Below are 25,158 nucleotides of genomic sequence, written 5' to 3' on the forward strand. Positions count from 1 at the left end.
GAGCCAGGCGTTCCCAGTCGAGCGACAATGGCTGTCGTGCTTGTAATTGGCTTGCGCTCCAAGCGATTACGCGGCCCGTATCACAGCGGTGCGGAGCGGATAGCGACAATGCCCTTTATGACCTAGCGAGGTAGCGAACGATGCGGCACGTCAAAGACCCCGGCATTCGAGGTGTTCACTCGTCACGACACGGCCGCCTGCACTCCATCATTCGACACGACCTGCCCGCGTCCCTGGTGGTCTTCCTGGTCGCGCTCCCGCTGTCGCTGGGGATCGCCATCGCGTCGAACGCACCGGTGCTCGCCGGGCTGATCGCCGCGATCGTCGGGGGGATCGTCGCCGGATGCATCGGCGGATCACCGCTGCAGGTCAGCGGTCCGGCGGCCGGGCTCACCGTCGTCGTCGCCGATGTCGTATCCGAGTTCGGTTGGGGCGTGACCTGTTTGATCACCGCCGCCGCGGGCATCCTGCAGGTCCTGTTGGGCCTGAGCCGCGTCGCGAGAGCCGCGCTGGCCATCTCTCCCGTCGTCGTGCATGCCATGCTGGCCGGGATCGGGATCACCATCGCGCTTCAGCAAGTGCACGTGCTGCTCGGCGGGCAATCGAAAAGCACTGCCTGGCAGAACGTTACCGGGCTGCCGGGCCAGGTTCTCGGCGCTCACCGCCCAGGCGTGCTCCTGGGCATGCTCGTGGTCGCCATCCTGATCGCATGGAAGTGGGTCCCGGCCAAGGTGGCTCGCGTTCCGGGCGCGCTGGTCGCCATCGTGGTGGTGACGGTGATCTCGGTGGTCTTCCCGTTCGACGTGCCGCGCATCGAACTCGACGGGTCGGTGCTGGACGCGCTGCGCTTGCCCTCGGTGCCGCACGGTAACTGGACCGCGGTCGTGATCGCCGTCGTCACGGTGACGCTCATCACCAGCGTGCAGAGCCTGCTGACGGCGGTCTCCGTCGACCGGATGCATCACGGGCCGCGCACCAACTTCGACCGCGAGCTGATCGGGCAGGGCGCTGCGAACATCGCCTCGGGCGCGATCGGCGGTCTGCCGATCGCCGGCGTCATCGTCCGCAGCGCGGCGAATGTCAACGCCGGAGCCAAGTCCCGCGCCTCGTCGATCCTGCACGGCGTCTGGATCTTGCTGTTTACCCTTCCGTTTGCCGAGCTGGTCGAGCAGATCCCCACGGCCGCCCTCGCGGGGCTGCTGATCGTCATCGGCGTGGAGCTGCTCAAGCCGGCGCACATCGAAACCGCGATGCGCAGCGGGGATCTCATCGTGTACGTCGTCACGGTGGTGGCGGTGGTGTTCCTGAACCTCTTGCAGGGCGTCATGATCGGGCTGGCGCTGGCCATCGCGCTGACGGGGTGGCGGGTGCTGCGGGCCAAGGTGGAGGCGCGCCCGGTGGGCGGCCAGTGGCGCATCGACGTCAGCGGCGCGTGCACCTTTCTTGCGCTGCCCCGGCTGACCCGCGTACTGGCCTCGGTGCCCGAAGGGGCCACGGTGACGGTCAATATCGTGGTCGATTACCTCGACCACGCTGCCTACCAGGCGATCAGCGATTGGCATCGGCTGCACGTGGCCCGAGGCGGCGTAATCCGCTTGCAGGGCACCATCGAGCGGGGCCGGCTCGCTCACCGCCCCATCGAAGAGCTTTTCGAACCCGAGGACGCCGAAGGTCAGCCGTCGAACGCTGGCCGGCCCGGCGTCCAGCTGACGCTGGTGGAGGCGGTGCCGCCGGCATCCGAATGAGACGCATACCCGTGTGCTAGCCGGGCGGCGAACGCCGCGCCTATATTCTGAGGTCGATGTCCAACCCCGGGGCGAGCACGGAAGGCCGGCTGAGCGGCGGGTGGAATGATCGATGACTCCCGATGTTCCCCTGTTCGGCCAGGTACGGCTGCCGATGCGCGTGCTGTCGCTGCGCACCATCGTCATCGTCGCCGCGCTATCGGTGATCACGCTCGTCGTCCTCTTGGGCGCCTGGGTATGGATCGGCGTCACCAACGATCAGTACAGCCAGCTCGACCGCCGACTGGATTCCGTGAGCAGTCTGGGTGACATCAATAGTTTGATCAACAGCGGGCAGCTCACCAGCCCCGATCACCCCATGCCGGACGGCAACCTGGTGCGCACCGCGCGCATCGGGGGCGTGACGGTGTCGGCTCCCGGCAACATCGTGTTGCCTCGACTCCCCAACGGATACGCGAACACCACCATCAACGGGGTGCAGTACCGGGTGCGAACGTTCACCGCGGGGCCGGCCTCGATCGCGCTCGCCGCGCCGTTGGCCGAGGCGCAGCATCGAATCAACGAACTGCACCTGCGCGTGTTGTTGATCTGTGGCAGCGTCATCGGCGGCACGGTGCTCGTCGGCTGGGTGATCTCCTTGATCATGGTCAATCCGTTCCTGTTGCTGGCGCAGCAGGCCCGCGCCATCAACGCTCAGTCCAGTCCCGACGAGGTGCAGGTCCGTGGCGTCCGCGAGGCCGTGGAGATCGCCGAAGCGGTCGAGGGCATGCTGGCCCGCATCGGCAACGAGCAAGAGCGCACCAAGGCCGCGCTCGAGTCGGCACGCGACTTCGCGGCGGTCGCCTCACACGAGCTGCGCACCCCGCTGACCGCCATGCGCACCAACCTGGAAGTGTTGTCCACCTTGGAGTTACCCGCCGAGCAGCGGCACGAGGTGCTCGGCGACGTGATTCGCACACAGAGCCGAATCGAAGCGACGCTGACGGCGCTCGAGCGGCTGGCGCAGGGGGAGCTGACCACCGTCGACGACTTTGTCCCCTTCGACATCACCGAGCTGCTGGACCGCGCCGCGCACGACGCGCTGCGCATCTACCCCGGTGTGGACGTGTCGCTGGTGCCGTCGCCGACGGTGCTGATGGTGGGGCTGCCCACCGGGCTACGGCTGGTCATCGACAACGCCATCGCGAATGCCGTCAAGCACGGCGGTGCCACCGAAATCCGGCTCACCGTAGGCAGTTCGGGCGAGGGCGTCCAGATCGCGGTCGACGACAACGGCACCGGTGTCCCGGAGGACGAACGCACCGCGGTCTTCGCACGCTTCTCCCGCGGGTCCACCGCGTCGCGAGCGGGCTCCGGGTTGGGGTTGGCGCTTGTCGCCCAGCAGGCCGAATTGCACGGCGGATCGGCCGCCCTGCACGCCAGTCCGCTGGGCGGCACGCGCCTGCTGCTCAAGCTCGCCGGCGACGGGCGCGGCCCGGCGTAACGCGCGACGCCGCTGAGGTATCAGCTCGTTGCGGCCGCCGAAATCGACTTGCTGACCGTGTACCCGTCGATCCCTTCGGCGCCGAGTTCACGCCCGTAGCCGCTCGCTTTGACGCCGCCGAACGGCGCGAACGGGTCCATGGTGTAGCCCTGATTGACGCCGAAGGTCCCGGTGCGCACGCGGCCCGCGATAGCGACCCCGCGGGCGTGATCGGCGGTGAACACCGAACCCGCCAGCCCGTAGTCGGAATCGTTGGCGATCGCGACGGCGTCGTCCTCGTCGCGGTACCCGATGGCGGTCAGGACGGGGCCGAAGATCTCTTCGCGGGCGATGCGCATGCCGTTGTCGGCGCCGGCGAACAGCGTCGGCCGCACGTACCAGCCGCGCTCGATGCCGTCGGGCATTTCGGTGCCGCCGATGACCAGCCGCGCGCCCTCCCGCCGGCCCTCCTCGATGTAATCGCGGACGCGCTCCTGTTGACGCCGCGCGACCAGCGGGCCGAGCTGCGTTTCCGGGTCGGCCGGATCGCCGATGCGCAGCGACGCCACTTCGGCCGCCAGCGCGTCGACGAACTCGTCGCTGCGATTGGCGGGCAACAGGATTCGCGTCAGCGCGTTGCAGATCTGGCCGCAGTTCGACAGGCTTGCCGACCGGATCGCGGACGCGACTGCGGCGGGCTCGGCGTCGTCCAGGACGATCGCGGCGGACTTGCCGCCGAGTTCGAGGCTGATCCGCTTGAGGCCGGCCCCACAGGCCGCCGCGACGGCCCTGCCGGCGGCGGTGGAGCCGGTGAACGACACCTTGTCCACGCCCGGGTGGCCGATGAGCAACTCGCCGACGTTCGCGTCGCCGGGTAGCACGCTGACGACACCCTCGGGCAGGCCGGCCTCTTCGAGCATCGCGCCGAGCAGCAGCGCGTCGAGCGGGGCCTCCGGCGCGGGCTTGACGATGACGCAGCACCCGGCCAGCAGCGCCGGGATGAGTTTGGTGACGATGAGGAATTGGGGCATGTTCCACGGCACGATGGCCGCGACGACACCGACGGGTTCACGCCGGATGTCGAGGTCGGCTCCATAGAAGCCGGGCCTCGTCTCCTGCCAGCGAAAGTTTTCGGCGAGGTCACAGAATGCGGTCATCATCATGGCCGGCAGCCCGACCTGGGCGCGTTGGGCAAAGGTGATGGGCGCGCCGATTTCGGCGGTGATCAGTTCGGCCAGCTGCGGCCGTTGCGCCGCATAGAGTTTGGCGAGCCGGCGCACGGCCGCAATGCGATCGGCCGGATCCAGACGCGGCCATGGGCCTTCGTCGAACGCGGCGCGTGCGCTCGTCACGGCGGCGTCCACGTCGGCCGGGCCCGCCGAGGCGACGAGCGCGATGGGTGCTTCGGTATGCGGGGAAATCACCTCGAGGGTATTGGCCGTGCTGGGCGAAAGCCATGTTCCGCCAATGAACAGCCTCTCGTGTCGCCGCACCTGGCTCCTCCTTTCGCCCCGCAATATCAACTACTTGCGATTGTGAGGTAGAGCATATACGGTCGGCAGACATGGCCCGCTTCCCCAAGCCGCCCGAAGGCAGCTGGACACAGCATTATCCCGAGCTAGGTACCGGGCCGGTGTCCTACGAGGATTGCGTCAGCCCACAAGTCTACGAGCTTGAGCGCGCCGCGATATTCAAGCGCGCGTGGCTGAATGTGGGCCGCGTGGAAAGCCTTTCGCGCAAGGGGAGCTACTTCACCAAGGAACTGAAGGTCGCCAACACCTCGATCATCCTGGTCCGCAACGCCGCGGGCGACATCAACGCGTTTCACAATATCTGTCGGCATCGGGGCAACAAGCTGGTCTGGAACGACATGCCCCTGGAAGAGACCAGCGGCGTGTGCCGGCAATTCACCTGCAAGTACCACGCGTGGCGGTACGACCTGGACGGCAAGCTCACCTATGTGCAGCAGGAGGGCGAATTCTTCGACCTCGACAAGGACCGCTACGGGCTGGTGCCGGTGCACTGCGACGTGTGGGAGGGGTTCATTTTCGTCAACTTCGCCGCGCGGCCCGAGCAGTCGCTGCGGGAGTTCCTCGGACCCATGATCACCGATCTGGAGGGCTATCCGTTCGATCGGATGACCTCACGGTGGTGCTATCGCTCCGAGGTGCGGGCGAATTGGAAGCTCTACATGGACGCCTTCCAGGAGTTCTATCACGCACCGGTGTTGCACGCGAGCCAGTCACCCAGCAAGTACTCGAAGGCCGCGGCGGAGGCCGGTTTCGAGGCGCCGCACTACCGCATCGACGGCCCGCACCGATTGGTCAGCACGTCTGGTGTGCGGGCCTGGGAAATGGATCCCGACATGCGCAAGCCCATCGAGGACATCTGCCAAAGCGGGCTGTTCGGGCCTTGGGACAAGCCCGACCTCGGCGAGATGCCGCGGGGCATCAACCCGGCCAGGTGTGACCCGTGGGGACTGGACTCGTTTCAGCTGTTCCCCAATTTCGTCATCCTGTTCTGGGGCCAGGGCTGGTATCTGACCTACCACTACTGGCCGACGTCGTACAACTCCCACGTGTTCGAGGGAACCCTGTATTTCCCGGCGCCGCGCACCCCCCGCGAACGCGTGGCCCAGGAACTCGCGGCGGTGACGTTCAAGGAGTACGGGCTGCAGGATGCCAACACGCTGGAAGCCACCCAGTCCATGATCGAGTCGGGTGCGGTGCGCGAATTCCTGCTCAACGATCAGGAGATCCTGCTGCGCCACCTCCACAAGGAGACCGCCTCCTGGATCGCCGACTACCAGGGCAGCGGCGTGGGGGTGTAGGCGTGACCGCCAAGCTGCCAACGGAATTCGCCGACCTGGAGCCATTCGCCGAATGGTGCCTTCAGACCGAGCCGGAGCGCTATCGCAAGAGGCTGAACAGCTCGATGGCCGCGATGCAAGCGTTCTACGAAGCGATCACGCCGCGGGCCGAAGAAGCGATCGCTTACTGCGACAAGTTCCCGCTCGACGACCTTCCCGAGGACGTCACGAACCTGATGCACCTGCTGTATTCGATGATCATGGTGTCCTTCCCCGTCGAGTGCTGGAAGCAGCCGCGGGTTCCCGACTCAGGCGCCTCCAGCCTGGACTGCGTCTCCGAACCGGTCCCGTGACCACCGTCCTGCGGGCCTCGCGCTGGGCGGACGTCGACGCCGGCCAGGTCCGCTCACCGGCCGTCCTGATCATCGAGGGCGACCGCATCGGCGCGGTCAATCCCGTTGAGCCCCTGCCGGATTCGGCGACAGAACTCGATCTCGGCGACGTCACCCTGCTGCCCGGCCTGATGGACATGGAGCTCAACCTGCTCATCGGCGGCCCCGGTGGGCCAGAGGGCCTGCCCAACCCCATGCACGGCGTGCAGGACGACCCGGCATACCGCACCCTGCGCGGCGCCGTGAACGCGCGCACCACCCTGGACGCCGGCTTCACCACCGTGCGCAACCTCGGCCTGATGGTCAAGACCGGCGGCTACCTGCTCGACGTAGCGCTGCAGCGCGCGATCGACCAGGGATGGCACGCCGGTCCCCGGATCGTCCCGGCCGGCCACGCCGTGACGCCCTACGGCGGGCACCTGGACCCGACGGTCTTCCAACGCCTGGCGCCGGGCATCATGCCGCTGAGCGTGGCCGAGGGCATCGCCAACGGGGTGCCCGACGTCCGCGCGTGCGTGCGCTACCAGATCCGCCACGGCGCCAAGCTGATCAAGGTCTCGGCCTCGGGTGGCGTGATGTCCCACAGCACCGCGCCCGGCGCCCAGCAGTATTCGGACGAGGAGTTCGCCGCGATCGCCGACGAGGCGCACCGCGCCGGAGTCCGCGTCGCCGCACATGCGGTGGGCGACAGTGCGATCCGCGCCTGCATCAGGGCGGGTATCGACTGCATCGAACACGGCTTTTTGGCCACCGACGAGACGATCCAGATGATGGTCGACCATGGCACCTTCCTGGTGTCGACGACCTATTTGACCGATGCGTTGGCCGTGGACCGGATCGCCCCGGAGTTGCGCAAGAAGGCCGAGGAGGTATTTCCGCGCGCGAAGTCGATGCTGCCCAAGGCGATTGCCGCCGGTGTGCGCATCGCGTGCGGCACGGACGCGCCCGCTATCCCGCATGGCCAGAACGCCAAGGAGCTGTGCGCACTTGTGGAACGGGGCATGACTCCCATGCAGGCGATCCGCGCGGCGACGGTGATCGGCGCCGAGCTGATCGAGGCCGATCACGAGTTGGGCCGCCTCGCGCCCGGCTATCTCGCAGATGTCATCGCGGTCCCGGGAGATCCCTCCCGCGACATCGCGACCACCCTCGACGTGCAGTTCGTGATGAAGGGCGGCCGCGTCCACCGTTCGAGGGACGCAGATGGAACTCACTGACAACATCCTCTGGCTGCTCAAGCAGGCGTTTCATTTCTCGCTGACGACCGTGAACGAGGCGATCAGCGGCCACGGCGTGACGACCGCTCAGATCGGCCTGATGCGTCAGCTCGCCAACGAACCCGGCCTGTCCGGCGCCGAGCTGGCCCGGCGGCTGTTGATCAGCCCGCAGGGCGTCCAGCTCGCCGCGGCCGCGCTGGAGCGCCGCGGCCTGGTGGAGCGCAAGCAGGATCCGCAGCATGGGCGAATCATGCAGTCATACCTCACCGACGAGGGACGCGCGGTGACCGCGGCGGTCCTCACCGACGCGCTGGCCGCCCACGAGAGCGTGTTCGGGGTGCTCACCGCCGACGAGCAGCAACTGCTGCACGACCTGCTGGCCCGCGTCGTCGAAAAAGGCACGGGCCACGCGTTGTTCACCGATCGCGCCGAGGACTAGGGCACCCGCCCGCTTCGATCATTCGACGAGGTCGTCGGGTGGCGGCCGGATGCCGTCGTCGCTGACGCCGGGCAGCAGGCCCGTGAAGACGGGGAGCAGCGCTGTCGGGTCCCCCCGCCAGGGCAGCGCCGACAGTTGCCGGAGGCTGCGTCGCCCGCCGAGGGCGCGTAAGGCCTCGAAATCCGAGATTTCCAGGGAGATTTCGGCTGGCCCGGTGGCCGGGTCGCCGAGCTGCACGGGTCCCAGCGTGGGGGTGATCAACCGGAGCGACGGCAGCCCCGCTTGCCGGATGAACTCGTCGCCCGTCGTCGTCACGAAACCCAGCGCGGCCTGATACGCGAGATCGCCCGTGCGGGAACCCGGTTCACCCAGCGCGCCGCGAATGTCGTGCTCGTGGGTGAGCGCGTCGAAGACCAGCTGGCAGGCGGACGGTTGGGGGGCCAGCGCGAGCGTCGCCGTCACCATTTCCATCAGCTGCCCCCAGCGTTCGAGCAATTCGTCGACGGGATAGCCGCCGAGGCGGTCGACCTGCGCCCGGGTCCAGGCGTCGGCGCCCTTCCTCTCCACGTTGACCGACACGACGTCCTGGGCGACCCCGGTGAGGTGGGCAACCGTCTGGCGGACAGTCCAGGCGGGACACGCCGGCACCGAAAGTTCGGCGACCTCAGCGCGACCGCGGATCAGCGCGTCGACGCGCCGGTTGACGAGGCGGTAGGCGGCCGCGGCGTCGGAGGTCGGCAGCAGTCGGGGCGGTCGGCTGGGGCGGGCCGGCGCTGACTCATCACAAAACTCGTTGCCCGGCATCTGATTTGGCCTCTCGTTCGGCGGCGGTGTCCTGGAGAGGGACCGTACACCAAAGTTAAGAAAAATAAGAGATAATTAAGGTAACACTAAGACCGCCGAATGGTCGACACGCGGCCGCGCCCGTGGCGGCGTATCAAGTACTTGATGACAATGACAAGTACTTGATAATCTCGCCGGGATGGGAAAACCGAGTGCGGGTGGCGACGTCGACACGGCGACGGACACCGAGGGCGCGACGACGGAGAAGGTGACGATTCGTCTCGACCGGCGGACCACCACCGTTGCCTATCGGGATGGCGACACACTGCTGGAAACCGCCCGCGCGGCGGGCCTGGCGGCGCCGTCGTCGTGCGAAGCCGGCAACTGCGGAACGTGTATGGCCAAGCTGACCGAGGGCGGCGCCCGGATGATCAACAACGACGCGCTTACCGAGGACGAGGTCGCCGAGGGCTGGGTGCTGACGTGCCAGTCGCTGCCGACCAGCCACTCGGTCACGGTGGTCTACGAGTGACAGGACGGTCAAAGGTGAGGCGCACGCGATGACACGGGTGGCGGTGGTGACCGGTGGCGCATCGGGCATGGGGGAGGCGACCTGCCACGAACTGGGCCGGCGCGGGCACAAGGTGGCCGTGCTCGACGTCAACGGTGAAGCGGCGCAGCGGGTTTGCGAGGAGCTCCGCGCCGACGGGGTGGAGGCGCTGGGTGTGGTTGCCGACGTCACCAACCGCCCGGCGGTGGAGGAGGCGTTCGCCAAGGTGCGCAGCGAGCTGGGGCCGGTGACCATCCTGGTGACGAGCGCAGGGATGGTGGGCTTCGCACCCTTCATCGACATCACGCCCGAGTCCTGGGCGCGCATCATCGACGTGAACCTGACCGGCACGTTCCATTGCTGCCAGGTCGCCCTGCGGGACATGCTTGCCGCGAACTGGGGCCGCATCGTGATGATTTCGTCGTCCAGCGCCCAGCGCGGCTCCCCCCGCATGGCGCATTACGCGGCTTCCAAGGGCGCGGTGATCACCCTCACCAAATCGCTGGCGCGCGAATACGCCCCGCTGGGCATCACCGTCAACAACATTCCCCCGTCGGGCATCGAGACGCCGATGCAACAGCAGTCGCAGGCGCACGGCCATGTCAGATCCAATGAAGAGATCGCCAACCAGATTCCCGTGGGCCACCTCGGCACCGGCGACGACATCGCGGCGGCGGTCGGCTTCTTGTGTTCGGAGGAGGCCGGCTTCATCACCGGCCAGGTGCTCGGCGTCAACGGCGGGGCCGTGATGTGAGCGGACCGAGAAAGGCAGGTTCCGATGGGTCGTTGGCCTAAGCCGGCGGAGGGCAGCTGGACCGAGCACCACCCGGAGCTCGGCACTGGGCCGATCTCCTTCCGGGACTCGACGTCGCCGGAGTTCTACGAGCTCGAGCGCGAGGCGATCTTCAAACGCGCCTGGCTCAACGTGGCCCGCGTCGAGGAGCTGCCGCGCGTGGGCAGCTACCTCACCAAGGAGATCGAGGCCGCGCGCGCGTCGATCATCCTGGTCAAGGGCAAAGACGAAATGATCCGGGCCTTTCACAACGTCTGCCGTCACCGCGGTAACAAGTTGGTGTGGAACGACTTTCCACGCGAGGAGACCAAAGGCGTGTGCCGCCAGTTCACCTGCAAATACCACGGCTGGCGCTACGGCCTCGACGGGGCGCTGACCTACGTGCAGCAAGCGTCGGAGTTCTTCGACCTCGATACCGCCGACTACGGCCTGCGCCCGGTGCACTGCGACGTGTGGAACGGCTTCGTCTTCGTCAACTTCGCGGAGCGGCCGCGGCAGAGCTTGCGCGAGTTCCTGGGCCCGATGATCACCGGGCTCGATGCCTACCCGTTCGGCAAGCTCACCGAGCGCTATGACTTCCTGGCGCACAACAACAGCAACTGGAAGATCTTCGCCGACGCGTTCCAGGAGTACTACCACGTGCCGTCGCTGCATCCCCAGCAGGTCCCCTCGGCGGTGCGCGACCCCAACGCCGGGTTCGAGTGCGCGCACTTCCAGATCGACGGCCCGCACCGGGCGGTCTCCACCGCGGGCACCCGCCGTTGGCTGATGGCACCGGAATACATGTATCCGATCGAACGAGCGACCCGCAGCGGACTTGTCGGGCCCTGGCGCACCCCGGACATCGGTGAGCTGCCCGCCGGGCTGAACCCGGGCGGCATCGAGCCATGGGGGATCAGCAATTTCCAGATCTTTCCCAACCTCGAGATCCTCATCTACGGCGGCTGGTACCTGCTGTACCGGTATTGGCCGACGTCGCACAACACGCACCGCTTCGAGGCCTACACCGCCTTCCACCCGGCGCGCACCGTGCGCGAGCGCATCGAGCACGAGGTGGCCGCGGTGGTGCTCAAGGAGTTCGCCCTCCAGGACGCCGGCATGCTCGGTGGCACCCAGGCGGCGCTGGAAACCGGCGTCGTCGACGAATTCCCGCTGAGCGACCAGGAAATCCTGGTGCGGCATCTGCACAAAGAGGTCGTCGACTGGGTCGAGCAATATCAGCGCGAAGCGCAACCGGCGGGGGTGTAGTCGATGACCGAGGCCCTGTTGCCGAGTGCGTTCGCCGAACTGGAGCACTTCGCCCAAACCTGGTGCCTGGCAACGGAAGCCGAGCGATGGGATCAGCGGTTGGCCAGCGGCATGCCCGAGATGCGGGAGTTCTACAACGCCTTCTTCCCACGTCTGGAAGAGGCCATCGACTACTGCGACAAATTTTCCCTCGACGACATCCCCGAGGACGCCACGCACCTGCTGCACCTCATCTACTCGTTGGTGATGGTCGCGATGGCGGTCGAAATCTTCGGTCAGCCCAAGCCCACCGACTCCGCCGACGCCGTCCTGGATCGCGTCGGCGAACCGGCGCCATGACTTCCCTTCAGAAAGGACCGGCAATGAGCGTGCTCACGGTCAACAAACTCACCTCGTCGGTGGGCGCCGAAGTTCTCGGCGCCGACGCCGACCGGCTCGCCACCGATGACCTGCTTGGGGACGCGGTGATGGAGGCTTTGGAAGACAACGGGGTGCTGGTGTTCCGGGGCCTGGGTCTGCAGCCCGAAGCGCAGGTGGAGTTCTGCCGCCGCCTCGGCGAGGTGGACCATTCCTCCGACGGCCACCATCCGGTGGCGGGCATCTACCCGATCACGCTCGACACGTCGAAGAACTCGTCGGCGGCCTACCTGCGGGCGACGTTCGACTGGCACATCGACGGATGCACTCCGACCGGTGACGAATGCCCGCAGAAGGCGACCCTGCTGTCGGCGGTCGCGGTCGCCGAGCGCGGCGGGGAGACGGAATTCGCGAATTCCTATGCGGCCTATGAGGAATTGACGGACGGGGAAAAGTTACGGCTGGGTTCGCTGCGAGTCGTGCACTCGCTGGAAGCCTCGCAACGCCGCGTCACGCCCGACCCCACGCCGGAGCAGGTGCAGCGCTGGCGGCAACGGCGCACGCACGAACACCCGCTGGTGTGGACGCACCGCAGTGGCCGCAAATCCCTTGTCCTGGGCGCTTCCGCTGACTACATCGTCGGCATGGACCTCGACGAGGGCCGCGCGCTACTGGCCGCGTTGCTGGATCGGGCCACCGGTCCGGAAAAGGTCTACCGGCACACCTGGTCGGTCGGTGACACCGTCATCTGGGACAACCGGGGCGTGTTGCACCGAGCGGCGCCCTATGACCCGGCCTCGTCGCGGGAGATGCTGCGCACGACCGTGCTGGGCGATGAACCGATCGAGTAGCAGCACTCACATCGGGGTGGCCTGCTGGGCCAGGTTCAGCAGGACGTAGGCGACGCAGAACAGGAAGTTCAGCACGACCAGGACCAGGCCGGCGAACATCAGCGACCGGGTGCCCTGGCGCTTCAGGCGCTTGACTCGCGCGCCGCGCGCCTCCCGGTTCAGCTGCATCGCGATCAAAGCGAAATTGACGTCCGTCACTTCGTCGTCCGCGACGGGGGCGCCGGCCACGATCTGGCGAAGTCGCTCCGGAGCGGTGTGTACGCCGACGCGTTCGAAGTGGTGACAGAGCCGTCGAGCACGCCTTCGGCCGAGAGCCTGACATCGCAGCTGTACCTGATGCATGAGTTGCCGCCGTTCGTAGCCCCAAGCGTCGGACGCACTCGTCACAAGCCGGGATTCTAATTCGCTTGTACCCGTTTTCGGGAGGTCTACAGCGATTACGTCGACGCCTTTTCACCGCAGCTCATGCGCTCGGCCTCCGGCAGGTCCCCGGATAGATTCAAGTAACGCTCGAGGTTTCGATGCATGTTGATCACGCGCCGTTCCTCGCTGGAGAGCACCAGGTGGGTGAAGCCGGGCTGGTGCAGGCCGCGTTGCAGGCCCGCGAGCAGCCGGATGTCCTGGGTGAGCACCAGGCCCGGTTCGGCTTCGCCGGCGTTCGAGCGCACCTCCGCGGGTTTGCTGCGCGGCGCGCCGGGGGCCATCCGGGTCATCAGGAACATGACCAGCTCGCCGTGATCGGGGTCCGGACCGGGCCGCGAGCACATGATGGTCAGGTGGTCGGCGTTGGCCAGCAACGTCATGTTGGGGAACACGTTGTACTGGTGCAGCCGGGTGATCCGGTCGGTGTCGGCCCAGTCCAGGTCCACGCCGCGGCCGGCCGCGAAGGCCCGCGTGCGCGCCGCGATCACGTCGGCAACCGTGTCCCCGGGCCGGCGCTCGTCGGCGGGGAACGGCGCTCCTTCGGCGGCGCCCATGAGCGCGCCCTGGGTGTAGACGTAGGCGTCCCAGACCTCTTCGTCGCTCAGCGCGCCCTCAAAGCGTGGGCTCTGCACCCCGTAGGGCTGATCGGACTTGCCCGTGTGGCCCCAAATCTGTTGTGGCGCATGAATGTCGTCGACACAGCGCAGCAGCTCGGGATGCAGCGTCTGGATGTGATAGGTCTCGCTGTACCCGTCGGCGATCGTCTTCCAGTTGGCGTCGACGTCGATGGTGAGCGTCGCATAGCAGCGAAAGTCGCTCAGGTGGCACCAGGCGATGTCGTCCGGCACCGCCTCCAGGTACTCGGCCAACGGCATCGCGTCGGTGTCGAGGTTGACGAAGACGAGCCCCTCCCAGGTGTCGACCCGGGCCGGCACCAGTGGAAAGTCGGACATCCGCAGCGAGCCGAAGCCCTTGCGGTTGGGCACCCGCTTGAGCGTGCCCGCCAGGTCCCACGTCCAGCCGTGATAGCCGCACTTGAGTTCGCGCAGGCCCGACCCCGAGCCCGCGCACAGTGTGTTGCCGCGATGGCGGCAGGCGTTCTGGAACGCGCGGAGTTCCCCGTCGTCGCCGCGCACGATCAGGACCCCGTACGGGCCGCAGCGGTAGTCGAAATAGTCGCCCGGCTCGGCGACGTGATCGACCATGCAGGCGAGCTGCCACACCTTCGGCCACATCCGCTCGATCTCGAGGGCCGCGAACTCCGGAGAGTAGTAACGCTGCGCCGGCACCAGGGTCGGGCACTGCGGCGGGGTGCCGATCGCGTCCTCGTCCCGGGTGCGGGCCGGATTGCCGGTGGGCGCGTTCACGCGTGGACCTCTAACGCGCTCCGCGCACCAGCCGGCCCGGGCGCGCCCCAGTGTCGACGTCGTTGCGCCGGGTCACGGTCCCGCTGACGATGGTGGCCGCGTAGCCGCTGGCCCCCTGCAGGATCCGGTTCCCGCCGGCCGGCAGGTCGAAGGCCATCGCCGCGGGGTGCAGTCGAATGGCGTCCATGTTGATCACGTTGATGTCCGCCTTCTTACCCGGTGCGATCGTGCCGCGGTCGGTCAGACCGAACAGGTGCGCGGTGTCGCGGGACTGCTTGCGGATCACGTACTCCAGCGACAGCTTCTCGCCCCGGTGCCGGTCGCGCGCCCAGTGGGTCAACAAGAAGGTGGGGTAGGAAGCGTCGCAGATCATCCCGCAATGGGCGCCGCCGTCGGAGAGCCCGAGCACACCGGCGGGGTGCAGCAGCATCTCCCGGATCGCGTCGCAGTTGCCGTCGGCGTAGTTGAACAGCGGCAGCATCAGCATGGCGGTCGCATCCTGCTCGAGCATCAGGTCGTACAGCGTCGACAGCGGGTCCTCGCCGCGGGCCCTCGCGATGGCGGCGACGGTGCGGTCGGCGGTGGGCTCGTAGTCGGGCGGGTCGCCGAGCGCGTACAGCCGCCCCAGCGAGTGCTGCACCAGCGCGAACATGCCGTCGAACAACAGGGTGGGGTCGGCGGGCAGGTCTTCCTCGGACAGGATCGCGGCCTTCACCGCGGGATCGGCCAGGCGCTGCGCGAGCTCGGCGCGGCCGCATTCGGCCGCCAGCCGCCGGTAGGTGGGCCGGTGGCTGAATCCGTGATGGCCTTGGAATCCGATCATCATGCCGAACGGACGCGCGGCGACCTGCGGGTACAGCCGGGCGCCCTCGGCGTGCGCGTCCGCGGACAGGTCCAGCATCTCGCGCCACAGGTTCGGGTCGGCGTCCACCTGGATAAGAGCGAACGACACCGGCCGGTCGATCTCACCGCTCAGCCGCCGCATCCAGTCCAGTTCCTTTTTGGGTGCGACGATGTCCTCGCCCGCGGATCCCTGCGGGGCGAGCTCGAACACCGCCTGGCCGCCGGCGGCCATGGCCCGCCCGAGGCCGAACAGCTCGTCCTCGGCGGCGTAGGTGCCGGGCACCGGTTCGCCGTCCATCGCGCGGTGGCCCATGGTGCGCGAGGTCGAAAAGCCGAGTGCGCCGGCTTCGATCGCCTCCCGAACCAGCCGGCCCATCGCCTCGATGTCGTCCGGTGTCGCCGGCTCGTTCCGCGCACCCCGCTCGCCCATCGCGTAGGCGCGGATGGCGCCGTGGGCGACCTGGCTGCCGACGTCGATCGCGAACTTGTGCTTGCCGATCGCGTCGAGGTACTCGGGATAGGTCTCCCAGCCCCACTCGATGCCCTCGGTCAGCGCGGTACCGGGGATGTCCTCCACACCCTCCATCAACTCGATCAGCCACTGCTCGGTGCCGGGCCGCACGGGCGCAAAACCGACGCCGCAGTTGCCGGTCACGATCGTCGTGACGCCGTGGCCGCTGGACGGCTCGAGCAGCCCGTCCCAGCTCACCTGGCCGTCGTAGTGCGTATGGATGTCGACGAAGCCGGGCGCCACCACATGCCCTGTCGCATCGATGGTTTCGGCCGCTTCGCCCGCCAGCGCGGGGCCGTCGGCGCCGCGCCGCACGACGTCGACGATCTTGCCGTCCTTGATGCCGATGTCGGCCCGGTAGCGCTCCGCGCCCGTGCCGTCGACGACGGTGCCACCGGTGATCTTCAGGTCGAACATGAGGGCCTCTCCTTGTCGCCATGCGTTGTCGACGTCAGACACGCGGGCATTTCGCTACGCGGCGTAGCGTAACTACCGACGATATTCCTCCCGGTAGATCGAGTCAATGAATCGGGGGGAACTTCCCGGCCGCACCCGTGCGCTAGAGAGAACCCTTCAGTGCCGCAACGGTTTCCAGGTCGTCAAGCGCCACCACGCCGCGCCGCAGACCTTCCATGGCGATGCCTTCGACCTGCATGCCGCCCATCCCCGCGGTGATCAGCGGGGCGACGTACCCGTACAGCGCGCTCTGGCGGTAGCGCAACCAGAGGTCGTCGCGGTCCAGCTCGGGTCCGCCGGCCGCCGCGAGCGCGCGCCGGTAGTCGTCGAGGAGGTCGCGCTGGGTTGCCCGCCGGTCCTCCGGCGTCAGGCTGGTGATCAGCGTGTATGCCAGTTCGCGGGAGGGGTGTCCCCGCCGCACCGCCTGCCAGTCCAACAGACCCGCCTTGCCCCCGTAGAAGTACATGTTGCCGGGGTGGGCGTCGCCGTGCATGACGGTGTGCGGGGGAGTGTCGATCAGCGCGGCGACGGCGCGATAGTTATCGGCGATGAAGCGCCCGCTGTCGACGGGGAACGGGCTGCGCCCGGCGAGGCGCTTCATCGACGCGTGCATCAGCGACCCGGTCAGCAGGGACGTGACGTCTCCGGACGGGGTGTAGAGCCAGCCGAGCGGGCCGCGACCGTCGCGCGGCAGCCGGTCCCAGAAGGCGGCGTGCAGGTCCGCCAGCAATTCGACGATCAGGCTGGCCTGGTCGGTGGAGATCGGGTGCAGGGTGTCGGGGAATTCGCAGGACTCGGTGGGCAGGTCTTCCAGGACCAACAGGTACCGGCCCGTCCAGCTGTCGAACGCGGCGCCATAGGCATACGGGAGACCGGTGAGCTGCGGCGCGAGTTGGTTGTAGAAGCGCACCTCCGTCTGCCCCAGCCGGCCGAGTTCGCCCATCAACCGGGTGGCGGCGCTTTTGGCGGCGACCTTGACGAACACCGACTCGGGCACGTCTTTTCCGGTCAACACCAGCCGGGCCCGCGACGACGTGCCCGTGTCTGCGTCCAGGACCCGGACCGATCGGACGGCGGTCCCCAGGACCTTCGACAGGACCCCGGCGTCGATGTCTTCGACGCTGCGGGGCAACCCCAGGTGCCCGCCCACCACGGCGTCGGTCGCCACGCGGCGGACGCCATGGCCCAGGTGAGCGGCCAAGCCGGCGATGGACAAAGCCTGTCCCGCAAGATTTTTCATATGCATCCGTCCCGCGTATGCCCGGCACCGGCGGGGGCGGGCCGCAATCGCCGCAGCGCCCCGTCAGACAAAACTAGCCGAATGTCTGGACTTCAGACAATACCAGATTATTGTCTGATTTGTGGCACCAGGGCCCGCACCACGAATTGCTCGACGAACCGGCGTTTGTCGGCCGTCGGGCGGCGCCGCCACGAGGGCGCCAGCAGGAACAACGTCGTGGTGTGCAGCCACTGGACGATCGACCGGGGGTCGAGGTCGTCGTAGAGGCGCCCCGCCGCCTTCCACCGGTTCAGCAACGGCTCGTAGTGCCGCAGCAGCAGCCGCACGAGGGGTTCGGAGCCCTTCTCGAGGGCGGTGGCCACCGCGGTGCTCTCCGCGGCGAACAGCGCCTCGTTCAGCGGGTTGCCGTCCACCGACTCGACCCGCGCCAGGACCATCTCGGGCACCGAGCGGACTGGATCGTCGGGCGCCGGCAGCGCTCCCACCAGGTCGCCGAGCGCCTTGTCCACCCGCATCAGCATCAGGCCCAGCAGCACGTCGTCGCGGGCGGGGAAGTAGCGGTACACCGTGGATCGCGACACCCCGGCCTCGTCGGCGACCTCGCCCATCCGGAACTGGGTGTTGCCCCGGCGGACGATGCAGCGGCCCGCCGCGTCGAGGATCAGTCTGCGCGCCTCCTCGTCGTCGTGGATCGCGCGGTCGTCACCCCACCACCGGCTCGGTTCCATGGCGCCGATGCTACGGGATGCGTTGTGCTACTTCACTATCTGAGGCGTCGGGTCGCCGGGGCTCGACGGGAGGTAATCGAATCATGTTGCGGCACAACCGCTCAGCACGGCAGAGAGGGCGATGATGGGATACTCCGCGGCGGACGAGTCGTTCACCCACCAGCTCCCGATGACTTTCGACCAGGTGCACGATCCCGACCCGACGTGGTCGGACCGGTGCTACTTCTTCGCCGCCTCGCCGGACGGCACGATGCTGCTGGCGAGCGGCTACGGCAACAACCCGAACACCGCCAGCGGGCTGGGCTACGCCAAGGTCAGCCTCGCCGACGGCCGGCACTGGGACCTGTTGGCCGGCCGGCCGGTGACGGGTGCGGACCGCGCTGACCTGCGTGCCGGGCCGATGCGCTGGACCTGCGTCGAGCCGCTGAAGCGCTGGCGGCTCGACGTCGAACCGAACAACTCGGGGATCCAGTGGGAGCTGTACTACCAGCCCACCGCCCCGATGTGGGAGCTGCTGCCCATGAAGGTGCGCGGGAAGGACGGCCAGACGCTGGCCGACATGTATCACATGAAGGAGCCCGGGCGATGGAGCGGCTGGGTGACGATCGACGGCGAACGGATCAGTGTCGACGGGTTCCACGGTGGCCGGGACCGCACCTTCGGGGTGCGCGTCTCGGACAAGATCGACTTCTGGCTGTGGCTCGACGCCGGGTTCGATGACTACGCCATCGAGGCCTGGGTCATCGAATCAACCGACGGCACAGTCAATTACGTCGATGGCGGTGTCACCCGGGCGGACGGCACGCTGTCGAAGCGATTCGTCAAGGTCGAACACGACGTGGAGTTCGACGGCCACCGCAAGCGCCCGGTCCGTGCGGCGCTGTTGTTCACCGACGAGGACGGCAAGGCCTACCGCGTCTTCGCCGACGCCCCGCACCAGCACGTCAACGCCTACTACGGCCTGCCGATGGCGCACTGCACCTACGAGGACCTGGGTGGCGGCGGCTATTTCATTCATTTCCGCTGGGACAGCTCCGATTCCGGGCAGCTCGCGGAGACCGAGGGCAAGTCGATGGCGCTCGATCAGCTGATGCGGTTCGAGCAGGACGGCGACACCGGTTGGGGCGTCTTCGAATTGCTGGTCGGGGGCCAGGGCTACCGTCGCTACCCCACCTGGGCGGCGATGGACATGTCCGCGTTCACCCAGGACAAGACCCCGGTGGACCGCCTACCGGCCGACGGGTCAGGGGCCCGTCAATGATGCTGGACGCCAACGTGACTCAGCGCCTGGCGGCGTGGCTGCGTGCGCAGCTGCCCGACGCCGACGACGTCCGCGTCGAGGGCCTGGACCGGGTGAACTTCGGGCACTCGGCCGAAATGCTCACGCTCAGCATCGTCACCGTCCGCGGCGGCCGGGACGACCCGCAAGACGCGGTGCTGCGGCTGCGGCCCAAACCCCCGGCGCTGCTCGAGCCCTACGACCTGGCGCGCCAGTTCACCGTCCTGCGAGCGCTGGCGACGACAGCAGTCCGGGTTCCGCGGGCGCTGTGGATCGAGGACACCGGCGAGGTGCTCGGGAGGCCCTTCTTCGTGATGGAACGGGCCGTCGGGCAGGTCTACGAGATGGAGCCGCCGACCGGCCTCGCCGACTCGGTGGTGGTGCGGATGTGTCAGAGCCTGGTCGAACAACTCGCGGCCATCCACACCGTGGACCCGGCACGCACCGGGCTCGACGCGCTCGACAGCGGTGGCGACCACCTGGACCGTGAACTCGACCACTGGGCGGCCGAGTTGGACCGGGTCAAGCGCGGCCCGCTGCCGGCCCTCGAACGGCTGGAGCAGGCCCTGCGGGCCGGCAAGCCGGACCCGTGCCCGAGCGTCACCCTGGTGCACGGCGACGCCAAACCGGGCAACTTCGCGTTCGACGGCGGCGAGGTGAGCGCGGTCTTCGACTGGGAGATGACGACGGTCGGCGACCCGCTGACCGACATCGGCTGGCTCGAGATGCTGTGGATGCAGCCCGTCGGGCTCAACACCCACCCCGCGGCGCCCGGCATCGACGCCCTGCTGGCCCACTACGAGGCGGCCAGCGGGATCGCGGTCCGGAACCGCCCGTGGTACCGAGCGTTCAATGCCTACAAGATGGCCGTCATCTGCCTCATCGGCGCGATGCTGATCGACGCTGGCCACAGCGACGACCGAAAGCTCGTGCTCGCGGCCTACGGCACGTCGCTGATGACGAAAGCGGGGCTCGCCGAGCTGGGTGTCGAGGAGCCCCTCGAGGACGGTCCCGTGCTGCCGCGCGACGAACGCATCCAGCAGGTCCTCGCGGCCGCTAACTAGCGGTGGATCGCCGCGACAGACCGGTCCAGACCAGGGTGACGTGCGTTCCCCGGGGGGTGCGGTCGATGCTCAGCCGATCGGCGAGCGCCCGCATCAGCGGGATGCCGCGCCCCCGGACCTGTGGTTGGGGCGGCGCGGCGGCGGGTTCGGGCGGCTTGTGGCGCCAGCGGCCGCGGTCATTGACGGTCACGGCGAGGGTGCCGGCAGCGTCGTCGTAGGTTGCGCCGAGATCCAGGGTCCCGCGCCGGGCCGCGTCCACATACGCGAATTCGGCGACGTTGGCCAGCGCTTCGTTCACCGCGAGGAGCAGGTCGTTGCTGCGCTCGGCGCCCAGCCGGAAGTGCCGATCGAGCCAGTTGCCGAACTCGGCCCGGGTCCGAGCGGCGCTTCGCGCATCGGCGGCCATCCGCCTGCGCACGAAGCGGGATCGATCATCGATGGCGGACACCTCATCCGGCCCAGGTTCAGAGCGTCCCATCGCTCAGCAGCATCCTCACTCGGTCGGGGGTTCACCCTTCGGCGATACGGCTCAGTGCGCTGTCGAGCGTGCTGTACAGCGCCAGCACGTTGTCCAAGCCCATGAGCTTGATCGGCCTGCTGGTGGCCGGCCCGTTCGCGACGACCGCGAATCGCGTGGGCGGCGTGACCTCGGCCTGCGCGGTGACCAGGACGGTCATCCCCGCCGACGCCAGAAAATCCACCTTCGTCAGGTCGATGACCAGCGCCGGCGGTGTCGCGGCCAGGGCGGTGCGTACCGCCTCGGCGAGTTGTGGCGCGCTGAGCATGTCCACCTCACCCGAGACGGTCAGCACGACCGCGTCGTCCACCTGGTGTTTTCCGACGTCGAAGGTCGTCGGGTCGACTGAATTGCCGGATTGTTCGATCATGCTTCGTCACTCACATTCGCCCCGTGCGGGACACCGAGAAATCAAACAGCCTTGCCAAGCCGGGGCTGTCGACTCAACCCGCGTAACACCCCTTACTGGGGAAACACTCCAAACTCTGCTGCACCGCCAGGCGGAGGCGCAGCCGCACGTGTTCAGACGATTTTAGGCCATGGCGAAAACGACCGTTGCAGCCGTCGCTCGTTGGCCGGTCCAACTGAACGAATCCCGGCGCCTCGCCGTAGTCCGGATGTGCGCGATCCCCGCCGCAGATGTTGCGCACGGCAGCCTCCCGTGGGTCAATGCGTCCACCGAGTTCGTTCCCAGGCTGTGCGGCTTGGCCCCGAAAGTGGGAGAAGGACGGTGGGCATGGAACCCGGTGATCACGATGGCACGCCGGACGACGTAACCGGTGCGACCGAGCCCGCGCGCCGCCTCGCGCTGACGCGACGAAGCGCCCTGCTCGGCCTGGGCGCGGTCGCCGGCTTCGCGGCGGTCGATGTGGGCGGGTTCGCCTACGCCGGCGGGTGGCTGCGGCCGGGCACACCGCCGCCGCTGACCCCGGCACGGTTCGCCGATCGCTTCGAACAGATCGCCGGCCGCCACGACGGCTTCCGGCGAAACCATGCCAAGGGGCTGGCGGCCACCGGCTCTTTCGCGAGCAACGGGGCGGGCGTGGCCATCTGCCGGGCGGCGGTCTTCCGGGCCGGCACCGTTCCGCTCGTCGGCCGGTTTTCGCTGGGCGGCGGCCTGCCGGACCAGGCCGACAAGCCCGACACCGTGCGCGGCCTCGGGTTGCTGTTCCAGACGGGCGGCCAGCAGTGGCGCACGGCGATGATCAACCTGCCCGTCTTCACCGACCGCACCCCCGAGGGCTTCTATGAGCGGTTGCTCGCGTCCAAACCGCTGCCCGGCACCGGCAAGCCCGACCCGCAGAAGTTGGCCGCGTTCCTCGGCCGCCACCCCGAAACCGTCGCGGCGATGAAGATCATCAAGCAATCGCCGCCCACCGCGGGATTCGCGGACAGCACGTTCTACGGGCTGAACGTGTTCTGGTTCACCAACAGCGCCGGCGCGACCGTTCCGGTGCGGTGGTCGGTCGTCCCGCAGAACACCGCCGCGGCCGGCGGCCCGCAGCCTCCGCGCGGCAAGGACTACCTCTTCGACGACCTCATCCGCGCGCTGGCGCGGGGCCCACTGCAGTGGCGGCTGGTGCTCACCATCGGGGAGCTGGGCGATCCCACCAACGACGCCACCAAACCGTGGCCGCGATCGCGGCGGTCGATCGACGCCGGCACCATCACCATCGCCGCGGTGCAGACCGAACAGGCCGGCAACGCGCGCGACATCAACTTCGACCCGCTGGTGCTGCCGGATGGCATCACCGCGTCCGACGATCCGCTGCCCCCGGCGAGGTCGGCCGTGTACGCGCGCTCCTTCACGCGCCGCGCCGAGGAGCCCAAGTCGCCCAGCCAGGTCAACGTGGCGCAGGTGCTCGCATGACCGCCCAGGCGAACGAAACCACCACCGCGCCAGCTCGTTTCGCCCTGCCATCGCGGATTCTGCACTGGCTGATGGCGCCGATGGTCATCGCGCAGCTGCTCATCGGCGTGATCATGATCGCCTCGTTGAGCTACTACCCGCTGCTGTTGGCCATCCACCGGCCGTTGGGGTTGTTGATCCTCGCGTTCGCCGTCGTCCGGCTGGTGAACCGGCTCACCCACCGGCTGCCCCCCTTCCTGGCCACCATGAGCCGCGCCGAACGCCGCATCGCGTCCTGGTCGGAATACCTGCTGTACGCGCTGTTGCTGCTGCAGCCCCTGATCGGGTGGGCGATGCTCTCGGCGGCGCGATTCCCGATCACGCTGGCGGGGCCGCTGCAGCTGCCGGGCATCGCACCGCACAACCTCGACCTGTACGCGGTGCTCCGCCAGGCCCACAACGCGGGCGCGTTCCTGCTGTTCCTGACGTTCACCGCGCACGTTTGCGCGGTGCTGTTCCACACGCTTGGGCTGCGGGACGGGCTGCTGGACCGCATGGCGATCTGGCCCACCAAGCGGGCCGCACGGCGGGAGGACGAGACCGCGGCGTGAGCGGTTGCGTCGTGCGAACATGACCGACGTGACCTACGACAAGGGCCTCACCGGCCTCGTTGTGATCGATCCGTACAACGACTTCATCTCCGAGGGCGGGAAGGTGTGGGATCGCCTCAAGGGCGTCGCCGAAGCCAACGGGTGCGTCCCGCACATGCGTCAGGTCCTCGACGCCGCACGCGCCGCGGGCATTCGCGTTTGCTACGCGCTGCACCACCGGTATCGGCCCGGCGACTACGAGTCCTGGAAGTACATCGCGCCGATTCAGAAAGCCGCGTGGTCGCGCAGGACGTTCGAATACGGAACCTGGGGCGGGGAGCTGCATCCCGGGTTCGAGCCTCAACCCGGCGACCTGGTCGCCCAGGAGCATTGGTGTTCCAGCGGCTTCGCCAACACGGACTTGGACCTGCTACTGAAGAAACACGGCATCCATCGGCTCATCATGATGGGGCTCATCGCGCACACCTGTCTGGAGGCGACCGTTCGGTACGGCGCCGAACTCGGCTACGACGTCACGGTGGTCAAGGACGCGACCGCGAGCTATTCGGACCGGGAGATGCGCGCCGCCCTGGAGGTCAATATCCCGAACTACGCCAGCGCCATCCTCACCGCGGACGAGGTCGTCGAAGCGCTGAGGTGACGGCGGCAGCGTGACCTGGCTGCCCGCGCGCTGATCGGAAGAATATGATCGGCACCCGACAGTGCCACGAGGGAGTGGGGAAGTTCCATGCCGAACCAGCAGCAGGCCGACCGGATGACGTCCGGCAAGGGGTTCATCGCAGCGCTCGACCAGAGCGGGGGCTCGACGCCCAAGGCGTTGCGCCTGTACGGCATCGAGGAGGACGCGTATTCCTCCGAGAAGGAGATGTTCGACCTCATCCACGAGATGCGCTCGCGGATCATCACCTCCCCGGCGTTCAACGGCGACCGGGTGCTGGCGGCGATCCTGTTCGAGCAGACCATGGACCGCGACATCGAGGGCCGGCCGTCGACCACCTACCTCTGGGAGACCAAAGGGGTGGTGCCGATCCTCAAGATCGACAAGGGTCTCGCCGAGGCATCCGACGACGTGCAGCTGATGAAGCCGATGCCCGGCCTGGACGAGTTGCTGGAGCGGGCCGTGGGCAAGGGCGTGTTCGGCACCAAGGAGCGGTCGGTGATCGGCGGCGCCAACCAGAGCGGCATCGCCGCGGTGGCCGCCCAGCAGTTCGAGGTCGCCCGCCAGGTGCTCTCGCACGGGCTGGTGCCGATCATCGAGCCCGAGGTCACCATCTCGATCTCCGACAAGGCTCAGGCCGAGGGCATCCTGCGCGACGAGATCACCAAGCAACTCGAAACGGTGCCCGACGGTCAGCGCGTGATGCTCAAGCTGAGCCTGCCCACCGAGGTCAACTTCTACCGTCCCCTGATCGAACACCCGAAGGTGATGCGCGTGGTCGCCCTGTCCGGCGGCTACTCCCGCGAGGAGGCCAACGAGCTGCTCGCGAAGAACTCGGGGTTGATCGCCAGCTTCAGCCGCGCGCTCACCGAAGGCCTTTCGGTCGACCAGTCCGACGAGCAGTTCAACGCCACGCTGGACAAGTCGATCCAGTCGATCTACGACGCGTCCGTCGCCGGCTGATCT

General features: G+C 68.0%; 25 protein-coding genes and 1 pseudogene. 17 read left to right on the forward strand and 9 right to left on the reverse strand.

Features of this window, described 5'->3' with window-relative positions:
* Nucleotides 1-140: 140 nt before the first annotated feature.
* Both A5673_RS20050 and A5673_RS20055 read left to right on the forward strand, forming a co-directional pair.
* Nucleotides 141-1,745, forward strand: coding sequence for a SulP family inorganic anion transporter (locus A5673_RS20050; RefSeq protein WP_068236300.1), 1,605 nt, complete (start codon nucleotides 141-143; stop codon nucleotides 1,743-1,745).
* Between the two features lie 154 nt (nucleotides 1,746-1,899).
* Nucleotides 1,900-3,228, forward strand: coding sequence for a sensor histidine kinase KdpD (locus tag A5673_RS20055; protein ID WP_068236496.1), 1,329 nt, complete (start codon nucleotides 1,900-1,902; stop codon nucleotides 3,226-3,228).
* Between the two features lie 20 nt (nucleotides 3,229-3,248).
* Here A5673_RS20055 and A5673_RS20060 read toward each other — a convergent pair whose 3' ends face one another.
* Nucleotides 3,249-4,700: an aldehyde dehydrogenase gene (locus tag A5673_RS20060; protein WP_156748410.1), complete on the reverse strand. Its 1,452-nt coding sequence runs from the start codon at nucleotides 4,698-4,700 to the stop codon at nucleotides 3,249-3,251.
* A 71-nt stretch (nucleotides 4,701-4,771) separates the two neighbouring features.
* Here A5673_RS20060 and A5673_RS20065 point away from each other — a divergent pair, with 71 nt between their 5' ends.
* From A5673_RS20065 to A5673_RS20080, 4 genes are read left to right on the forward strand one after another with little or no spacing between them, the layout of a single operon-like run.
* Nucleotides 4,772-6,037: an aromatic ring-hydroxylating dioxygenase subunit alpha gene (locus A5673_RS20065; RefSeq protein ID WP_068236303.1), complete on the forward strand. Its 1,266-nt coding sequence runs from the start codon at nucleotides 4,772-4,774 to the stop codon at nucleotides 6,035-6,037.
* A 2-nt stretch (nucleotides 6,038-6,039) separates the two neighbouring features.
* Complete coding sequence (locus A5673_RS20070; RefSeq protein ID WP_068236306.1) at nucleotides 6,040-6,369, forward strand: hypothetical protein; 330 nt, start codon at nucleotides 6,040-6,042, stop codon at nucleotides 6,367-6,369.
* Nucleotides 6,366-7,625, forward strand: coding sequence for an amidohydrolase family protein (locus tag A5673_RS20075; RefSeq protein WP_068236309.1), 1,260 nt, complete (start codon nucleotides 6,366-6,368; stop codon nucleotides 7,623-7,625). The genes A5673_RS20070 and A5673_RS20075 overlap by 4 nt, the downstream gene beginning before the upstream one ends.
* Nucleotides 7,612-8,064 carry a MarR family winged helix-turn-helix transcriptional regulator gene (locus A5673_RS20080; protein WP_068236312.1) on the forward strand — a complete coding sequence of 151 codons (453 nt, stop codon included), beginning with the start codon at nucleotides 7,612-7,614 and terminating at the stop codon, nucleotides 8,062-8,064. Before A5673_RS20075 ends, A5673_RS20080 begins: the two co-directional genes overlap by 14 nt.
* An 18-nt stretch (nucleotides 8,065-8,082) precedes the next feature.
* Here A5673_RS20080 and A5673_RS20085 read toward each other — a convergent pair whose 3' ends face one another.
* A complete protein-coding gene (locus A5673_RS20085; protein WP_068236315.1) occupies nucleotides 8,083-8,868 on the reverse strand; it encodes a maleylpyruvate isomerase N-terminal domain-containing protein in 786 nt (261 codons plus the stop codon).
* A 238-nt stretch (nucleotides 8,869-9,106) separates the two neighbouring features.
* Here A5673_RS20085 and A5673_RS20090 point away from each other — a divergent pair.
* From A5673_RS20090 to A5673_RS20110, 5 genes and pseudogenes are all read left to right on the forward strand, one after another.
* Nucleotides 9,107-9,379, forward strand: a pseudogene (locus A5673_RS20090) (2Fe-2S iron-sulfur cluster-binding protein); the annotation flags it as partial.
* A 28-nt stretch (nucleotides 9,380-9,407) separates the two neighbouring features.
* A complete protein-coding gene (locus tag A5673_RS20095; RefSeq protein WP_068236322.1) occupies nucleotides 9,408-10,151 on the forward strand; it encodes an SDR family NAD(P)-dependent oxidoreductase in 744 nt (247 codons plus the stop codon).
* A gap of 24 nt (nucleotides 10,152-10,175) precedes the next feature.
* On the forward strand, nucleotides 10,176-11,438 hold the full coding sequence (locus A5673_RS20100) for an aromatic ring-hydroxylating dioxygenase subunit alpha (RefSeq protein WP_068236325.1): 1,263 nt from the start codon (nucleotides 10,176-10,178) through the stop codon (nucleotides 11,436-11,438).
* 3 nt (nucleotides 11,439-11,441) lie between these two features.
* A complete protein-coding gene (locus A5673_RS20105; RefSeq protein WP_068236329.1) occupies nucleotides 11,442-11,777 on the forward strand; it encodes a hypothetical protein in 336 nt (111 codons plus the stop codon).
* A gap of 23 nt (nucleotides 11,778-11,800) precedes the next feature.
* A complete protein-coding gene (locus tag A5673_RS20110; protein WP_068236332.1) occupies nucleotides 11,801-12,646 on the forward strand; it encodes a TauD/TfdA family dioxygenase in 846 nt (281 codons plus the stop codon).
* A gap of 6 nt (nucleotides 12,647-12,652) precedes the next feature.
* On the opposite strand, the gene A5673_RS30110 is transcribed toward A5673_RS20110, so the two are convergent.
* The 5 genes from A5673_RS30110 to A5673_RS20135 form a co-directional block, all read right to left on the reverse strand.
* Nucleotides 12,653-12,844 (reverse strand): hypothetical protein, encoded by a 192-nt coding sequence (locus tag A5673_RS30110; RefSeq protein ID WP_231971148.1) that lies wholly within the window; start codon nucleotides 12,842-12,844, stop codon nucleotides 12,653-12,655.
* Between the two features lie 239 nt (nucleotides 12,845-13,083).
* Nucleotides 13,084-14,436 carry an SRPBCC family protein gene (locus A5673_RS20120; protein ID WP_068236335.1) on the reverse strand — a complete coding sequence of 451 codons (1,353 nt, stop codon included), beginning with the start codon at nucleotides 14,434-14,436 and terminating at the stop codon, nucleotides 13,084-13,086.
* 10 nt (nucleotides 14,437-14,446) lie between these two features.
* Nucleotides 14,447-16,207 carry an amidohydrolase family protein gene (locus tag A5673_RS20125; protein ID WP_068236339.1) on the reverse strand — a complete coding sequence of 587 codons (1,761 nt, stop codon included), beginning with the start codon at nucleotides 16,205-16,207 and terminating at the stop codon, nucleotides 14,447-14,449.
* A 142-nt stretch (nucleotides 16,208-16,349) separates the two neighbouring features.
* Entirely contained in the window at nucleotides 16,350-17,486 is a 1,137-nt protein-coding gene (locus A5673_RS20130) for a phosphotransferase (protein WP_197518434.1), read from the reverse strand.
* Between the two features lie 107 nt (nucleotides 17,487-17,593).
* Nucleotides 17,594-18,214, reverse strand: coding sequence for a TetR/AcrR family transcriptional regulator (locus tag A5673_RS20135; RefSeq protein ID WP_068236345.1), 621 nt, complete (start codon nucleotides 18,212-18,214; stop codon nucleotides 17,594-17,596).
* Nucleotides 18,215-18,338: 124 nt separating this feature from the next.
* Between A5673_RS20135 and A5673_RS20140 the strand changes: the two genes are divergently transcribed.
* Both A5673_RS20140 and A5673_RS20145 read left to right on the forward strand, forming a co-directional pair.
* Complete coding sequence (locus tag A5673_RS20140) at nucleotides 18,339-19,475, forward strand: hypothetical protein (protein ID WP_197518435.1); 1,137 nt, start codon at nucleotides 18,339-18,341, stop codon at nucleotides 19,473-19,475.
* Nucleotides 19,472-20,557 (forward strand): phosphotransferase family protein, encoded by a 1,086-nt coding sequence (locus A5673_RS20145; protein ID WP_068236351.1) that lies wholly within the window; start codon nucleotides 19,472-19,474, stop codon nucleotides 20,555-20,557. Before A5673_RS20140 ends, A5673_RS20145 begins: the two co-directional genes overlap by 4 nt.
* Here the strand turns inward: A5673_RS20145 and A5673_RS20150 are convergent.
* Both A5673_RS20150 and A5673_RS20155 read right to left on the reverse strand, forming a co-directional pair.
* The gene (locus A5673_RS20150) at nucleotides 20,550-21,005 is read right to left on the reverse strand and encodes an ATP-binding protein (protein ID WP_082958848.1); all 456 of its coding nucleotides are present in this window, start codon (nucleotides 21,003-21,005) and stop codon (nucleotides 20,550-20,552) included. The two genes, A5673_RS20145 and A5673_RS20150, sit on opposite strands and share 8 nt — an antisense overlap.
* 61 nt (nucleotides 21,006-21,066) lie before the next feature.
* Nucleotides 21,067-21,444: an STAS domain-containing protein gene (locus A5673_RS20155; protein ID WP_068236357.1), complete on the reverse strand. Its 378-nt coding sequence runs from the start codon at nucleotides 21,442-21,444 to the stop codon at nucleotides 21,067-21,069.
* A 366-nt stretch (nucleotides 21,445-21,810) separates the two neighbouring features.
* Here A5673_RS20155 and A5673_RS20160 point away from each other — a divergent pair, with 366 nt between their 5' ends.
* From A5673_RS20160 to A5673_RS20175, 4 genes are all read left to right on the forward strand, one after another.
* A complete protein-coding gene (locus A5673_RS20160; protein WP_304442578.1) occupies nucleotides 21,811-22,944 on the forward strand; it encodes a catalase family peroxidase in 1,134 nt (377 codons plus the stop codon).
* Nucleotides 22,941-23,534: a cytochrome b gene (locus A5673_RS20165; protein ID WP_068236360.1), complete on the forward strand. Its 594-nt coding sequence runs from the start codon at nucleotides 22,941-22,943 to the stop codon at nucleotides 23,532-23,534. Before A5673_RS20160 ends, A5673_RS20165 begins: the two co-directional genes overlap by 4 nt.
* Before the next feature lie 19 nt (nucleotides 23,535-23,553).
* The gene (locus A5673_RS20170; protein ID WP_068236363.1) at nucleotides 23,554-24,174 is read left to right on the forward strand and encodes a cysteine hydrolase family protein; all 621 of its coding nucleotides are present in this window, start codon (nucleotides 23,554-23,556) and stop codon (nucleotides 24,172-24,174) included.
* 87 nt (nucleotides 24,175-24,261) lie between these two features.
* Nucleotides 24,262-25,155: a fructose bisphosphate aldolase gene (locus A5673_RS20175; RefSeq protein ID WP_068236365.1), complete on the forward strand. Its 894-nt coding sequence runs from the start codon at nucleotides 24,262-24,264 to the stop codon at nucleotides 25,153-25,155.
* The last annotated feature ends 3 nt before the right edge of the window (nucleotides 25,156-25,158 follow it).

Origin of the sequence: Mycobacterium sp. E3198, assembly GCF_001667015.1 — a bacterium.
In the GTDB taxonomy this organism is placed as follows: Bacteria; Actinomycetota; Actinomycetes; order Mycobacteriales; family Mycobacteriaceae; genus Mycobacterium.